Here is a 14,211-nt window from a genome sequence, read left to right on the forward strand (position 1 = left end):
CGCCGAGGCCCCCATGCGCGACACCCACGAGCGCGCCGGCCACTGGACCGGCGGCAACCGCATCGACCTGCTGGAGAACGGCGAGGAGTTCTTTCCGCGCGTGTTCGAGGCCATTGGTGCGGCGCAGCGCGAAGTGATCATCGAGACCTTCATCCTGTTCGAGGACAAGGTGGGCCTGGCGCTGCATGCGGCCATGCGCGCGGCGGCGCTGCGCGGCGTGAAGGTCGACCTGATGATCGACGGCTTCGGCTCGCCCGATCTTTCGCGCGAGTACCTCGCAAGCCTGGCCACGGCCGGCGTCAAGGTGCGGGTGTTCGACCCGGGCCAGCGCTTTCTGGGCCAGCGGCTCAACGTGTTCCGCCGCATGCACCGCAAGATCGTGGTGGTCGACGGCGAGCGCGCCTTCGTGGGCGGCATCAACTACTCCGAAGACCACCTGCTCGACTTCGGCCCCAAGGCCAAGCAGGACTACGCGGTCGAGCTGGCGGGGCCGATCGTGGCCGAGATCCACCAGTTCGTGCTGCGCGCGATTGCAGTCGGCGGCAAGGGCGTGGGCTGGTTCCGGCGAAGGCTGAAGCAGGCACCGCCTGCGTCGCAACTGCAGGCCGCAGCGGGCGAGGCCGACGCGATCTTCGTCACGCGCGACAACCGCCGCCACACCAACGACATCGAGCGCCACTACCGCGCCGCGATCCGCGCCGCGCGCGAGCGCATCGTGATCGCCAACGCGTACTTCTTTCCTGGCTACCGCCTCATCAAGGAGCTGCGACGCGCCGCGCGGCGCGGCGTCGATGTGCGCCTCATCCTGCAGGGCGAGCCCGACATGCCGATCGTGAAGACCGCCGCCGGCATGCTCTACCACCACCTGCTGCACGCGGGCGTGCGCATCTACGAGTATTGCGACCGCCCGCTGCACGGCAAGGTCGCGCTCATGGACGACCGCTGGAGCACCGTGGGCTCGAGCAACCTCGACCCGCTGAGCCTGTCGCTCAACCTCGAGGCCAACGTGGTGGTGCGCGACACCGCGTTCAACAACCTGCTGTGGGAGCGCATGGACCAGCTCATGCAGCACAGCTGCAAGCAGATCGGCGCGGACGACCTGGCCAGCGAATGGAGCGGCTGGCGGTTGGTGCGCAGCTTCTTCGTCTTCCACTTCTTGCGCTGGTACCCGTCGTGGCTCAACCGGCTGCCGCGCCATGCGCCGCGCCTGACGCCGGCCGAGGCGACCGACCTCATGGCGCAGCAGCAGAAGCGGCGCGACAGCGACGAAGGCACGGCGCGCACGGAGACGGCATGAGCCGCCGGGCCGCTCCCAAGGCGAATACCGCAGCGCGCAGCGCGGAGGCGATCGAATGAGCGCTTCTGTCGCCCTCACGCACAGGCCCTGGTGGCCATGGGTGCGGCGCGTGGCGATCTGGGCCTTCTTCGGCGGCATCGCCTGGCTGCTGCTGAAGCAGGCGCGCACCATCGACTGGGCCGAGGTGTTCGCGGCGCTGCGCGCGCTACCGGCCCTCACGCTGCTCGCGGCCGGCGCATTGGCTGCCAGCAGCTTCCTGCTCTACAGCACCTACGATTTGCTCGGCCGCCACCTCACGAAGCACCGGCTCGGTGCGGGCACGGTGATCGGCGTGACCTTCATCAGCTACGCCTTCAACCTCAATTTCGGCTCGCTGGTGGGCGGCGTGGCGTTTCGCTACCGGCTGTACTCGCGCCTGGGGCTCGGCAACGAAACCATCACGCGCGTGTTGGGCTTCAGCATGCTGACCAACTGGCTCGGCTACCTCGTGGTGGCCGGCGCCGCGTTCTGCTTCTGGCCGATGGCGCTGCCGCCCGACTGGAAGATCGACGGCGGCGGCCTGCGCGTGCTCGGCGCGGCGCTGCTGGGGGTGTCGCTCGCCTACCTGGCGCTGTGCGCGTTCTCGAACGGCCACGTCTGGCGCGTGCGCGGCCACGCGCTGCGCACGCCGACCTTGCCGATGGCCTTGCTGCAGCTGGCGATGTCGTGCGTCAACTGGTCGCTCATCGGCGGGGTGATCTGGGTACTGCTGCAGGGCGAGGTCGGGTATCCGCAGGTGCTCGCGGTGCTGCTGGTCGCGGCCGTGGCCGGCGTTGTCACGCACGTGCCGGCGGGGCTCGGCGTGCTGGAGGCGGTGTTCGTCGCGCTGCTGGCGCACGAGGTGGCGGAAACGCGGCTGCTCGCGGCGCTGCTGGCCTACCGCGCGCTGTACTACCTGCTGCCGCTGGCCGTGGCGCTCGTCGCCTACCTCGTCACCGAGGCGCGCGCGCGGCGTCTGCGCGCGGATGCCGGCAACAACCATAAGAAACGTTAAATATTGCCCGCAGAAAGCGACCGATCGGTGAAATGACGGTCAGGAATTGTTGCACTGCAGCAATCTTCACTTCGCAGGCCTATAGTGGCCCTCTGTTCCCTCACGCACCCCCTCTTCCCATGTCGTCCTTCAGTACCACCGCCCGCCTGGCCAGTCCGCTGATGCAATGGGGCGACCTGGCCCTCAAGGCCCACGAAACCCTGCTGTCGTCCGGCACGGTGATTCGCATGCGCACCGAGCGCATCGCCAAGGCGGGGCTCACGCCCAGCGCCGCCGACCTGGCGGAATTTCATTTGATGGGCCACGAAAAGCTCGCCGCGGCGAGCGAATCGGGCTTGGCCATGGCGAAGCAATGGCACAGCAGCAATGCCTCGCTGGCCCAGCGCGCGTGGCAGCACTGGCTGCAGGGCGCCACGGCCCTCTTCTCGCTGGCCGGCAGCTTCACGCCGGCGCAGGCGGCCACGCATGGCGACGCGCTCGTGCAGGCCACGGCGCGCGGTGCCAGCACGGCGGGTCAGTTCACGGGCGTGGCGGCGCGCATCGCGCGCGAAGGCCTGAAGCCGATCCACGCCGCCGCCACGTCGAACGCGCGGCGGCTGCTGGCCGAGCTGCAGGCCTGACGGCCCTTCTTCTCTTTCAGTTCAGGATTGCGCCGGGACCAGCGTCACCAGCGTGATTTCCGACGGCGCGCCGAAACGCTTCGGCGGCCCCCAGTAGCCGGTGCCCCGGCTCACATAGATCCACATGTCGTGCAGCCGGTGCAGGCCGGCCGTGAACGGCTGCTGCATCGGCACGAACAGGTTCCATGGGAAAAACTGGCCGCCGTGCGTGTGGCCCGACAGCTGCAGCTGGTAGCCGGCCGCGGCCGCCACCGGCGCGCTGCGCGGCTGGTGTGCCAGCAGCACGCGGGTGTGGACCAGCGGCGGCGCGTCGTACAGCGCCAGGTGCGGGTCGCTCGCGTGCGCGGCGTCGAAATGGCCGGCGGTGAAGTCGGTCACGCCGGCCAGCACCAGCGCGCTTTCGAACAGCTCTTCGTCGGTCTGCGCGCCGCGCACGTTGCGCGTCTGCAGCACCACGTGCTCGTTCAGCAGCACCTTCAGGCCGAGGCGACGCAGCTCGTCGATCCAGGCGTGCGCGCCCGCGTAGTACTCGTGGTTGCCCGTGACCACGAAGGTGCCGTGGCGTGCGCGCAGCCCCGCCAGCGGCGCGATGTGATCGCGCAGCTCGGGCACGCTGCCGTCCACCAGGTCGCCGGTGATCGCGATGGCGTCGGCGCCGAGCCCGTTCACCGCGTCGACGATGCGCTGGATGTAGCCGTTGCGGATCGTCGGACCCACGTGGATGTCGCTGAGCTGCGCGATCGTGAAGCCGTCGAGCGCCGCGGGCAGGCCGCGAATAGGCACCTCGACCTGCTTCACGCCGGCCGTGCGGCGCGCATTGAAGAAGCCGATCAGCGACACGCCCGTGGCCAGCGCCAGCACCGCCAGCGCGCTCCAGGGCGCGACCGTGTCCGGCACCTGCAGGCCGCCGAGCGCGCTTGCGAGCCACGCCAGCAGCAGGCCGAGGTCGCGCACCAGCGTCAGGATGAACAGCGAGGAAAACCAGCCCATGCTGATCAGGCCGATCCAGTGCAGCGTTTCGCCCGCCGGCTTGGCCTTGCGGTCGGCGCGATGGCTGCGCGACACGAACGGCAGCGGCATCGTGACCGCCGACACCACCAGCAGCACGAGCGCGAGCGGCCACGCAGGCGTGAGCGTCGCCAGCGCGGGCAGCAGGCGCAGCGCGATATAGACGTGCAGGAGCGCGGTCAGGACGCTCAGGGGACGGATCGGCATCGGGACGGAGGGGGACGCGGGCATGGCCCGGGACACGTCATCTGCAAGGCGCATGCCGCGCATTCAAGGCGCTGAAAGCTGCCTGCGCCGCTATTTTTTCTATAGCGCAAGGCAACCGGATAGCGGGCGTTGTGGCGCCGCGGGCGTGACCGTTCGGTGTCGGCCGCGGTGCGATGCGGCTGCGTCTACCGCACCGTGCGCGTGCCGGCGGAGGCCATGTCGGTGCCCGCCGGCCATTCGAACACCGCCTTGGCCGGCGCGCCCAGTGACACCTGCAGCGTTTGCTTCAGCGTCTGGCCGCCGATGCGAGCCTCCACGTCATAGCGGCCCGGTTCGAGCCGCGCCACCATGAACGGTCCGCCCGAGACCACGTTGTCGAGCAGCGCCGTGCCGTGGCTGTCGCGCACGGTGACGTGCACGCCGGCCGCGAAGTCGGCGCGGCGGCCGTCCTTGATCGCGAATTCGAAGCTCGCGGGCCAGCGCGGTGACACGGTTTCCATCAGCTGCGCCTCGTCCTGGCCGATGCCGCCGCTCATGTACTCGACGCCGTGCGCCATGAGGATCGGCGGGTTCATCGCGGCCTGGGCCGGCTGTGCCGAGAGCGCCCCGCCGAGCAGCACGAGCAAGGCGGCGCCCGTCGCCGCGGCGATGGGCCGGGCGTGCGAGAACAGAAACAGGGGGTTGGTGGTGGCGAGAGACATCGAGGCCTTCCTTTCCGGGCGGTGGTGGCGACAGGCCACGCAGGAAGGCACTGTGCCGGGCACGACTTAAGGAAGACTTAACTGCTGCGCGGGCCGCGATGGCCCGCGTCGGGTCAGCGCGCGGCGGTTTGTGCCAGCGCCTGGGGCAGCGGTGGCGCGACCGAGGCCATGTCGAAGTTCGACGGCCAGACGAACGAGGCGCGCGCCGGGATGCCGGCGATCACGACCAGCTGCTGCGTGAGCGTGAGCCCGCCCAGCGTCACGTCGACGTCGTAGGCGCCCGGTTCGAGCCGCGCGAGCATGGTGGGCGCCTGGGTCTGCACTTCCATGACGGTCTGGCCCGTGTACTTCTGGCGGATCTGGATCGCTGCCTTGGCCGGGAAGCCGGCCTGCTGTGCGCCCTTGCCGTCGTTCACGCGGAAGTCGATGGTCGCGGCCCAGCGCGGTGCGACCATGTCCAGGAAGGCGGCTTCGCCCTTGGCGGCACCGCCGCACATGTATTCGATGCCCTGCGCGACCTGGATCGGCGGGTTCGAGAACGCGTGGGCCGGCGACACGGCCCCGAGGAAGGCCGCGGCGACCGATGCGCCGCCCAGAACCAGTGCAGCCAGGGGCCGCTGGAAACGCTTGGGGTTCATTGCTCTGTGTGTCCTCGATCTTGCGTGACAGGAAATCCGTCAGGAATTTTGCTTAGCAAGAGTCGGGCTAGATATAGCGTTTACGAGGAAGCTTCTGCGTTGCGCAGGTGAATGCTATTGTTTTCATAGCTGGTGACGCCCGTGTGACGGGCGCCATTCACGCTTTTGGGGTGTCTTTCATCGGAAACCCTGAGACGGGGCTCGCGCGCACTCCCCGGTCTGGCGCCCCTGCATGGTCTGTGCTGAATCAGCAACAAAAGACGGAATTAGTGCGCAATTGACTGGGCATACCCTAGCTATTGGCGGGCGCACAAAGAAATTAGGCTCGGCCTTTCTTCCAAAGCGCTGAAACCAAAATGCCTCATTCAAATTACCGGTTCATCTTTTTACTGATGGGCTTTGGAATGTCTGTCCAGGCCATGGCGCAGCAACCCGCGCCGATCCGCATCGGCGTCATCGGCCCTTTCACTGGGCCGTCGGCCGATTTCGGCCTGCCCATGCTCAACGGCGTGAAGATGGCCGTCGACGAAATCAATGCCGTCGGCGGGTATCTCGGGCGCTCGCTCGAACTGGTGATCAAGGACGACCAGGCCAATCCGGACATCGGCCATTCGCAATCCCGGGCCCTCGTCAATGACAAAGTGGTCGCCACCATCGGCTTCTGCAATACCGGCGTGGCGATGAAATCATTGGCGGTTTTCAATGACGCGAAATTGCCGCTGATCGTGCCCTGTGCCACCGGTTCGGCGCTGACCTCGACCTATCCGCTGGCCACGAGCTATATCTTTCGCACCTCGCCCAAAGACAGCATTCAGGCACCTTTCGTGGTCGACGACCTGCTGGCGCGGGGCTGGAAACGGGTCGCCGTGCTGCACGACACCACCGGGTACGGCGAGGCAGGCGTGAAAGATGTGGAAAAAGCGCTGGCGGCGAAGAACCTCAAGCCCGTGTACGTGGGGCGTTTTCCACTCGGCGTGAAAGACCTGACGAAGGAGCTGTCGGAGGCCAAGGCGGCCGGCGCGGACGTCATCTTCAGCTACACCGTGGGCCCCGAAAACGCCGTCATCGCGCGTGGTCGGCAGGCCTTGAACTGGAAGGTGCCGCAGGTCGGCGCCTGGCCGCTGTCCTTCCCTTCCTTCATCGACGGCGCGCGCGATGCCGCCGAAGGCGCGTTGATGGCGCAGAGCTTCATCGCCGAGCCCAGCAACGAGCGCCGCTCGTCGTTTCTGTCCAACTACGTGCGGAAATTCAACACCAAGCGCATCCCGGTCCCGATGGCCGCCGCACAGGCCTACGACGCCACGTACCTGCTGGCCCACGCGATGTTCAATGTGCCCCACGGCAAGCTCGAAGGCCCGTTCATCAAGGCCTCGCTCGAGCAGCCCAAGCGGCCGTACTACGGCGTGGTCACGACCTATGACAAGTCGTTCTCGGAGAACGACAAGGACGCGATCTCGCCCAACATGCTGGTGATGGGCGTGGTGCGCAACGGGCAGATCACCTTCGCGTACCCCGAGGACGCGAAGCGCAACCTGTTCGTGCAGCGCAAGCAGTGAAGGGGGCGTTTGCAGGACGTCCTCGGCTGAGCAGACGTGGGCGCGGGTTACGTCGGAGTGCTGCCTCAAAGCGCAGCAAGTATTCTCCGTATGCTTCCCTATAGGAAAGCAAATGTTTTGATTTTGCTGCGTCAAGGGCTATCATGAAACCACTAGATGTAAGCCTATGAGCTAGCAAAATGTCCTCTGAACTGAACCAGCTTCGACTTGAGCAACTGCAAGCCACCGTGTCCGCCTATGCCGAGATGGTGAAACGGCCCCGGCCGTCGCGCGGATGGCTAAAGCTGATTCGAGAAGCGCTGGGGCGCACGGAGCGCCAGCAAGCCCAGCGCCTGGGCATTTCAGGGCCGACGCTGCACAAATCCGAACAGTCGGAAGCGGACGACCGAATTACGCTTGGCCAGTTGCGCAAGCTCGCCGACGGACTTGACTGTGAGCTCGTTTACGCCCTGGTGCCGCGCCGCCCCCTCACGGAAATGGTCAAGGAACGCGCCCGAGCCATCGCCATCGAAGAGGTCGGCGGGGTGGCCCACACAATGAGCCTCGAAGACCAACGGCCAGCCTCGGAACGACTTCGCAAGCAGGTGGAACGCAGGACCGAGGAACTGCTGCGCGGCCGATGGTCAGACCTGTGGCGATAGACCTCGAAGCGCAGGATGGCCAGACACCCCTGGACCCCGACGAGAAGGCCGGACTCCTTCCTGAACACCTGGCCACCAAGAGCGACCTGAACGACTGGGAGCAGGAGAACATCCTGCGCGCCGTGCGTTGGCTGAAGCGCTTGCGGTCACCGGACGTCCTCAGCGAGGAGTTCTGCCGGGCGTTGCATGAACAGATGTTCGGCAAAACCTGGGCGTGGGCGGGCACGTTTCGCAAGTCGGACAAGAACATCGGCTGCGACTGGACACAGGTGGGCGTCAAGCTTGCGCAGCTGTTCGGGAACACCCGCTGGTGGGTCGACAACGCCACGTTTCCCCCTGACGAAATCGCAGCGCGCTTTCACCGCGACCTGGTCTGGATTCACCCGTTCCCCAACGGCAACGGGCGGCACTCCCGCATGATGGCCGACGCGCTTCTACGCAGCCTTGGCCAGCCTGCGTTCTCCTGGGGAAACGGCGGCAATCTGGTCGCCGCCGACGACGCGCGGGTGCGGTACCTGGCTGCCCTGCGTGCCGCAGACCAAGGCGACTACCAGCTGCTGCTCGCGTTTGCTCGCACCTGAGCTCACCCCGAAAACGAGCGAAGGGGCCGGCAAAGCCAGCGCCCTGCTGTGGCTCGTGGAGGCAGACCTCCCCGATCAGACGTCGATGTTCGACGCGCGCAGCGCGTTCTGCTCGATGAACTCGCGGCGCGGTTCCACCTCGTCGCCCATCAGCATCGTGAACACGCGGTCGGCTTCGATCGCGTCGTCGATCTGCACGCGCAGCAGGCGGCGCACGGTCGGGTCCATGGTGGTTTCCCACAGCTGCTCGGGGTTCATCTCGCCCAGACCCTTGTAGCGCTGGCGCGAGGTGGCGCGTTCGGCTTCGCCGATCAGCCACTTCATGGCCTGGCGGAAGTCGTCGACCTTTTCTTCCTTGGCGCGTTCGCCCTCGCCGCGCTTGACCAGCGCGCCTTCGGTGCTCAGCAGGCCGCGGAAGGTGTTGGCGGCTTCGGCCAATGCCGCGTAGTCGGCGCCGTGCACGAAGTCCTGCGTGATCACGCTGGACTTGATGTTGCCGTGGTGGCGGCGGCTGATGCGCAGCAGCGGCTTGTCGGTGCGGGCGTCGAACTCGCTACTCACCTCGGCCGGCACGCCGGTCGTGTTGAGCTCGCGCAGCTTGGCTTGCATCGCCACGGCCGAGGCCTCGGCGGCGGGCGGCGTGTCGAGGTCGAGCGCCACGCCGTCGGCGATGGCGCGCAGCGCTTCGGCGTCCATGAAGTTGCGCAGGCGCGCAATCACGGCTTCGGCCACCTGGTGCTTGCGCGCCAGCTCGCCCAGCGTCTCGCCCGACAGCGTGGTCGAGGCGGCGCCGCCGGTCTGGATGCTCGCGTCTTTCAGCGCCACCTTGAGCAGGAAGGCGTCGAGCGCGGGGCCGTCCTTCAGGTACTGCTCTTCCTTGCCGACCTTGACCTTGTACAGCGGCGGCTGCGCGATGTAGATGTGGCCGCGTTCGACCAGCTCGGGCATCTGCCGGTAGAAGAACGTGAGCAGCAGCGTGCGGATGTGGGCACCGTCGACGTCGGCGTCGGTCATGATGATGATGCGGTGGTAGCGCAGCTTGGCGACGTTGAAGTCGTCCGCGCCGCCGCCCGCCGTGGTCGCGCCGGCGCGGCCGATGCCGGTGCCGAGCGCGGTGATCATCGTGAGAATTTCGTTGCTGGTGAGCAGCTTCTCGTAGCGCGCTTTCTCGACGTTCAGGATCTTGCCGCGCAGCGGCAGGATGGCCTGGAACTTCCGGTCGCGGCCCTGCTTGGCGGAGCCGCCGGCGGAGTCACCCTCCACCAGGTAGACCTCGCACAGGGCGGGGTCCTTTTCCTGACAGTCGGCCAGCTTGCCGGGCAGGCCCATTCCGTCGAGCACGCCCTTGCGGCGCGTCATTTCGCGGGCCTTGCGGGCCGCTTCGCGGGCGCGGGCGGCCTCGACGATCTTGCCGCAGATGATCTTGGCGTCGTTCGGGCGTTCCTGCAGGTAGTCGGTCAACAGGCGGCCGACGATGTCTTCCACCGGCGCGCGCACTTCGCTGGACACCAGCTTGTCCTTGGTCTGGCTCGAGAACTTGGGCTCGGGCACCTTCACGCTCAGCACGCAGCACAGGCCTTCGCGCATGTCGTCGCCGGTGACCTCGACCTTCGCCTTTTTCGCGAACTCGTTTTCTTCGATGTACTTGTTGATGACGCGGGTCATCGCGGCGCGCAGGCCGGTGAGGTGGGTGCCGCCGTCACGCTGCGGGATGTTGTTGGTGAAGCAGAGCACCTGCTCGTTGTAGCCGCTGTTCCACTGCATCGCCACTTCGACGCCGATGTGCGTGCCGGGGATGCCGCCGTAGGTTTCGGCCGGCTTCTCGCCTGCTGCGTAGAACGAGTTCGGGTGCAGGACGGTCTTGCCCTTGTTGATGAATTCCACGAAGCCGCGCACGCCGCCGGCGCCCGAGAAGTCGTCTTCCTTGCCGGTGCGTTCGTCGAGCAGGCGGATGCGCACGCCGTTGTTCAGGAAGCTCAGCTCGCGCAGACGCTTGCTCAGGATCTCGTAGTGGAAATCGTTGTTTTCCTTGAAGATTTCCGTGTCGGGCAGGAAGTGCACTTCGGTTCCGCGCTTGTCGGTGTCGCCGATGACCTTCATGGGCGAGACCTCGAAGCCGTTCACGGTGTCGAGCAGGCGGTTCTGCACGAAGCCGCGGCTGAATTCGAGCTCGTGGATCTTGCCTTCGCGGCGCACGATGAGGCGCAGCTTCACGCTCAGCGCGTTCACGCACGAGACGCCCACGCCGTGCAGGCCGCCCGAGACCTTGTAGCTGTTCTGGTTGAACTTGCCGCCGGCGTGCAGTTCGGTGAGCGCAATTTCAGCGGCCGAGCGCTTGGGCTCGTGCTTGTCGTCCATCTTCACGCCGGTCGGGATGCCGCGGCCGTTGTCGGTGACGGAGATCGAGTTGTCGGAGTGGATGGTCACGACGATGTCGTCGCAATGGCCCGCGAGCGCTTCGTCGATGGAGTTGTCGACCACTTCGAACACGAGGTGGTGCAGGCCCGTGCCGTCGGAGGTGTCGCCGATGTACATGCCCGGGCGCTTGCGCACGGCTTCCAGACCTTCGAGGATCGTGATCGCGCCTTCGCCATAACTGGAGTCGGCGACAACGCCTTCGGGCGCCACGATCTGGATTTCGGGGGTGTAGACCGGCTCGGTGTGCGGCACGTCGGGCTTGTTTTCTTCAGCACTCATTCGGATATTCCTCTGTCTCTCACGGCATTCACGTGATTTGTCGGGCTCTCAAAAGCTCAATTCGCCGCCTCTTGAAAGCGCAAACCCGCGGGGGGCCGCGGGTTGTGTGCGCAAGGCGCTGTGTCTTGGGGGGTCTAGATGCGCATCGGCATCACGACGTACTTGAAAGATGCGTTCTCGGGGATGGTTAACAAGGCCGAGCTGTTGGAGTCGGCCAGGTCCAGCTTGACCATGTCCTGGTCCATGTTCGACAGCGCGTCGATCAGGTAGGTGACGTTGAAGCCGATTTCGATGCTGTCGCCGCCGTAGTCGATGTCGAGCTCGTCCTGGGCTTCTTCCTGCTCGGCGTTGTTCGACGCGATGCGCAGCGTGCCCGGCTCGATGTTCAGGCGCACGCCCTTGAACTTCTCGCTGGTCAGGATGGCGGTGCGCTGCAGGCTGGCCAAGAGCGGTGCACGGCCGAGCGTGACGGTGTTCTTGTGGTTCTTGGGAATCACGCGGTTGTAGTCGGGGAACTTGCCCTCGACCAGCTTGGTGACGAACTCCATGCCGCCGAAGCTGAACTTGGCCTGGTTGTTCGCAAACTGCATCTCGATGGCGCCTTCGGCGTCGGACAGCAGGCGCTGCATTTCGAGCACGGTCTTGCGCGGCAGGATCACTTCCTGGCGCGGCACTTCGACGTCGAGCAGCGCCGACGAGAACGCCAGGCGGTGGCCGTCGGTGGCGACCAGGCTCAATTGCTTGCCTTCGGCGACGAACAGGATGCCGTTCAGGTAGTAGCGGATGTCGTGCACGGCCATCGCGAACGAGACCTGCGAGAGCAGGTCTTTGAGCGTCTTTTGCGGCACGCTGAACACGGGGCCGAAATTGGCGGCTTCCTGCACCAGCGGGAAGTCTTCGGCGGGCAGCGACTGCAGCGTGAAGCGGCTCTTGCCGCCCTTGAGCACGAGCTTGCTGGCGCTCGATTCGAGGCTCACGGTCTGGTCGGCCGGCATGGTGCGCAGGATGTCGATCAGCTTGCGCGCGCCGATGGTGGTCGTGAAGTTGCCCTCGTCGCCACCGAGCTCGGCGGTGGTGCGGATCTGGATCTCGAGGTCGCTGGTGGTCAGCTGCAGCTGGCCGCCGGTCTTGCGGATCAGCACATTGGCCAGGATCGGCAGGGTATGACGCCGTTCCACGATGCCAGCCACCGACTGCAGGGCGGCAAGAACTTTGTCTTGGGTTGCCTTCAAAACGATCATGTCTTCTTCCTCTTCTCTTATCTCTTTGAATCAGCTTTCAGGACGCCATTCTCCGCTGTCGCGAGGGGCGTTCTTGATGACATTCGGCTTCAGCCTTTGAGGGTCTGTTCGAGGACGTGGAGCTGCTGGTTGAGTTCGGTGAGCTGCTGGCGCTCGCCCGAAATCTTGCGCACCGCGTGGAGCACCGTCGTGTGGTCGCGACCGCCGAACAGCTCGCCGATTTCCGGCAGGCTCTTCTGCGTGAGCTCCTTGGCCAGGTACATCGCGATCTGCCGCGGCCGCGCAATGCTGGCCGGGCGTTTCTTGCTGTACATGTCGGCGACCTTGATCTTGTAGTAGTCGGCCACCGTCTTCTGGATATTTTCGACCGAAATCTGCCGATTCTGGATCGACAGCAGGTCGCGCAGCGCCTCGCGCGCCAGGGCGATCGAGATCTCCTTCTGGTTGAAGCGCGAGTACGCGAGGATCTTGCGCAGGGCGCCTTCGAGCTCGCGCACGTTGGAGCGCACGTTCTTGGCCACGAAGAAGGCGACTTCTTCCGGCATTTCGGTGCCTTCGACGCGGGCCTTGTTGATCAGAATCGCCACGCGCATCTCGAGCTCGGGCGGCTCGATCGCCACCGTGAGGCCCGAATCGAAGCGCGACACCAGCCGCTCGTGGATGTCGGCCAGCCCCTTGGGGTAGGTGTCGCTGGTCATCACGATGTGCGACTTCTTGGCCAGCAGGGCCTCGAACGCGTTGAAGAATTCTTCCTGCGTGCGGTCCTTGTTGGCGAAGAACTGCACGTCGTCGATCAGCAGCAGATCGAGCGAGTGGTAGCGCTCCTTGAACTCATCGAAAGTCTTGCGCTGATAGGCCTTGACCACATCCGAAACGAACTGCTCGGCGTGGATGTAGAGAACTTTCGAATCCGGCCGGTCGGCCAGCAGCCGATTGCCCACCGCGTGCATCAGGTGGGTCTTGCCCAGGCCGACGCCGCCGTAGATGAAAAGCGGGTTGTACAGATGGCCCGGCATGCCGGCCACGTGCATCGCCGCGGCGCGCGCCATGCGGTTGGCCGTGCCTTCGACCAGGGTGTCGAAAGTGAGCCCCGAATTGAGGCGATTCTTGAAGCCGGCGGCGGCCGGCTCCTCGCCCGGACCGGCCACGTCGCGCGGCACATCCGTTTCGGCCATGATGGCCATGGGAGCAACACGGACGGGGGCTTCACGCGGAGCGAGCGCTAACTCGATGGTGACCGGCTGGCCGTACATCTTCTCGGCCATGGCCGCAATCTTGCCGGCGTACTGGGCACGGATCCAGTCGAGCTTGAAGCGGTTGGCGACGAACACCGTCATGCGCGAAAGGTCGTCGGCGACCTGCGCGTTGAGGGGTTTGATCCAGGTATTGAACTGCTGCTCGGACAGCTCCTGCGCGAGCTGGTCGACGCAGGCTTGCCACAGGCTTTCGCCGATGCCGTCAGTCGACATGGGTGCTTGAAAAAGTGAGGAAACCTTCGGGCATTTCTTGTATAGGTATTGTGGATATTCTCTGCTGGAAGGCGCCGGGCATTCTAACTTGTCAAAACCTTATCCACATGCTGCGCTGCACATGGAAAGGCCCGCAAATCCAGTCGAAGATTGTTCCCGCGGCCAATGTTTGCGATAATTGCGGGTTTCCCTGAAAAGCCTTCACAGCGTCTTTCGGGGGCCATCCGAAACTCGCTCCCCCAGCGCTCGTCGGGTTTGTGCATGCCTTCATGCGGAAACCGGCGCAAACAGGGAATCAGGAAACCATCATGAAACGCACTTACCAAGCATCCAAAGTCCGCCGCGCCCGTACCCACGGCTTTCTGGTCCGCATGAAGACCCGTGGCGGCCGCGCCGTGATCAACGCACGCCGCGCCAAGGGCCGCAAGCGCCTGGCCGTCTGACGGCACCCCACCTGCCGTTGTCAGCCGCCGATACGTCCGCGCAGGCTCCTGCAGCCTCTGCGCCTGGCCCCGCCAGCAG

General features: G+C 65.7%; 13 protein-coding genes. 7 read left to right on the plus strand and 6 right to left on the minus strand.

All coding sequences use genetic code 11. The annotated features are described in order from the left end of the window. Positions 1–13 precede the first annotated feature (13 nt). The 3 genes from clsB (at position 14) to CY658_RS13470 (ending at position 2,950) form a co-directional block, all read left to right on the plus strand. Positions 14–1,297 (plus strand): cardiolipin synthase ClsB, encoded by a 1,284-nt coding sequence (clsB, locus tag CY658_RS13460; protein WP_101491279.1) that lies wholly within the window; start codon positions 14–16, stop codon positions 1,295–1,297. Between the two features lie 55 nt (positions 1,298–1,352). Next, a complete protein-coding gene (locus tag CY658_RS13465) occupies positions 1,353–2,330 on the plus strand; it encodes a lysylphosphatidylglycerol synthase domain-containing protein (RefSeq protein ID WP_101490693.1) in 978 nt (325 codons plus the stop codon). A gap of 119 nt (positions 2,331–2,449) precedes the next feature. After that, on the plus strand, positions 2,450–2,950 hold the full coding sequence (locus tag CY658_RS13470) for a polyhydroxyalkanoate granule-associated phasin (protein ID WP_101490694.1): 501 nt from the start codon (positions 2,450–2,452) through the stop codon (positions 2,948–2,950). 21 nt (positions 2,951–2,971) lie between these two features. Here CY658_RS13470 and CY658_RS13475 read toward each other — a convergent pair whose 3' ends face one another. From CY658_RS13475 to CY658_RS13485, 3 genes are all read right to left on the minus strand, one after another. Continuing rightward, positions 2,972–4,228, minus strand: a complete 1,257-nt coding sequence (locus CY658_RS13475; RefSeq protein WP_101490695.1) for a metallophosphoesterase — start codon at positions 4,226–4,228, stop codon at positions 2,972–2,974. Between the two features lie 122 nt (positions 4,229–4,350). Then, complete coding sequence (locus CY658_RS13480) at positions 4,351–4,866, minus strand: hypothetical protein (RefSeq protein WP_101490696.1); 516 nt, start codon at positions 4,864–4,866, stop codon at positions 4,351–4,353. 113 nt (positions 4,867–4,979) lie between these two features. Beyond that, a complete protein-coding gene (locus CY658_RS13485; RefSeq protein WP_101490697.1) occupies positions 4,980–5,504 on the minus strand; it encodes a hypothetical protein in 525 nt (174 codons plus the stop codon). 404 nt (positions 5,505–5,908) lie between these two features. Between CY658_RS13485 and CY658_RS13490 the strand changes: the two genes are divergently transcribed. From CY658_RS13490 to CY658_RS13500, 3 genes are all read left to right on the plus strand, one after another. Further along, on the plus strand, positions 5,909–7,060 hold the full coding sequence (locus CY658_RS13490) for an ABC transporter substrate-binding protein (protein WP_257884861.1): 1,152 nt from the start codon (positions 5,909–5,911) through the stop codon (positions 7,058–7,060). Positions 7,061–7,239: 179 nt separating this feature from the next. Beyond that, entirely contained in the window at positions 7,240–7,701 is a 462-nt protein-coding gene (locus tag CY658_RS13495; protein WP_101490699.1) for a mobile mystery protein A, read from the plus strand. Further along, positions 7,692–8,282: a mobile mystery protein B gene (locus tag CY658_RS13500; protein WP_101490700.1), complete on the plus strand. Its 591-nt coding sequence runs from the start codon at positions 7,692–7,694 to the stop codon at positions 8,280–8,282. The genes CY658_RS13495 and CY658_RS13500 overlap by 10 nt, the downstream gene beginning before the upstream one ends. A gap of 75 nt (positions 8,283–8,357) precedes the next feature. Here CY658_RS13500 and gyrB read toward each other — a convergent pair whose 3' ends face one another. The 3 genes from gyrB to dnaA all read right to left on the minus strand — a co-directional run bounded on the left by gyrB (position 8,358) and on the right by dnaA (position 13,689). Continuing rightward, the gene (gyrB, locus tag CY658_RS13505) at positions 8,358–10,979 is read right to left on the minus strand and encodes a DNA topoisomerase (ATP-hydrolyzing) subunit B (RefSeq protein WP_101490701.1); all 2,622 of its coding nucleotides are present in this window, start codon (positions 10,977–10,979) and stop codon (positions 8,358–8,360) included. Positions 10,980–11,113: 134 nt separating this feature from the next. Continuing rightward, positions 11,114–12,220, minus strand: coding sequence for a DNA polymerase III subunit beta (gene dnaN / locus CY658_RS13510; protein WP_099794246.1), 1,107 nt, complete (start codon positions 12,218–12,220; stop codon positions 11,114–11,116). Positions 12,221–12,309: 89 nt separating this feature from the next. Next, positions 12,310–13,689, minus strand: a complete 1,380-nt coding sequence (gene dnaA / locus CY658_RS13515) for a chromosomal replication initiator protein DnaA (RefSeq protein WP_099794245.1) — start codon at positions 13,687–13,689, stop codon at positions 12,310–12,312. A 308-nt stretch (positions 13,690–13,997) separates the two neighbouring features. Here dnaA and rpmH point away from each other — a divergent pair, with 308 nt between their 5' ends. Further along, on the plus strand, positions 13,998–14,132 hold the full coding sequence (gene rpmH, locus CY658_RS13520; protein ID WP_007834827.1) for a 50S ribosomal protein L34: 135 nt from the start codon (positions 13,998–14,000) through the stop codon (positions 14,130–14,132). The last annotated feature ends 79 nt before the right edge of the window (positions 14,133–14,211 follow it).

Source organism: Variovorax sp. RO1 (assembly GCF_002849325.1).
Lineage (GTDB): Bacteria > Pseudomonadota > Gammaproteobacteria > Burkholderiales > Burkholderiaceae_C > Variovorax.

Excerpts from the sequence above, each read along its gene's own strand:
- CY658_RS13465 (WP_101490693.1), top strand. The coding sequence starts at position 1,353 with ATGAGCGCTTCTGTCGCCCTCACGCACAGGCCCTGGTGGCCATGGGTG.
- CY658_RS13485 (WP_101490697.1), bottom strand. The coding sequence starts at position 5,504 with ATGAACCCCAAGCGTTTCCAGCGGCCCCTGGCTGCACTGGTTCTGGGC.
- dnaA (WP_099794245.1), bottom strand. The coding sequence starts at position 13,689 with ATGTCGACTGACGGCATCGGCGAAAGCCTGTGGCAAGCCTGCGTCGAC.
- CY658_RS13490 (WP_257884861.1), top strand. The coding sequence starts at position 5,909 with ATGTCTGTCCAGGCCATGGCGCAGCAACCCGCGCCGATCCGCATCGGC.
- CY658_RS13495 (WP_101490699.1), top strand. The coding sequence starts at position 7,240 with ATGTCCTCTGAACTGAACCAGCTTCGACTTGAGCAACTGCAAGCCACC.
- dnaN (WP_099794246.1), bottom strand. The coding sequence starts at position 12,220 with ATGATCGTTTTGAAGGCAACCCAAGACAAAGTTCTTGCCGCCCTGCAG.
- CY658_RS13475 (WP_101490695.1), bottom strand. The coding sequence starts at position 4,228 with ATGCGCGGCATGCGCCTTGCAGATGACGTGTCCCGGGCCATGCCCGCG.
- rpmH (WP_007834827.1), top strand. The coding sequence starts at position 13,998 with ATGAAACGCACTTACCAAGCATCCAAAGTCCGCCGCGCCCGTACCCAC.
- CY658_RS13470 (WP_101490694.1), top strand. The coding sequence starts at position 2,450 with ATGTCGTCCTTCAGTACCACCGCCCGCCTGGCCAGTCCGCTGATGCAA.
- clsB (WP_101491279.1), top strand. The coding sequence starts at position 14 with ATGCGCGACACCCACGAGCGCGCCGGCCACTGGACCGGCGGCAACCGC.
- CY658_RS13480 (WP_101490696.1), bottom strand. The coding sequence starts at position 4,866 with ATGTCTCTCGCCACCACCAACCCCCTGTTTCTGTTCTCGCACGCCCGG.
- gyrB (WP_101490701.1), bottom strand. The coding sequence starts at position 10,979 with ATGAGTGCTGAAGAAAACAAGCCCGACGTGCCGCACACCGAGCCGGTC.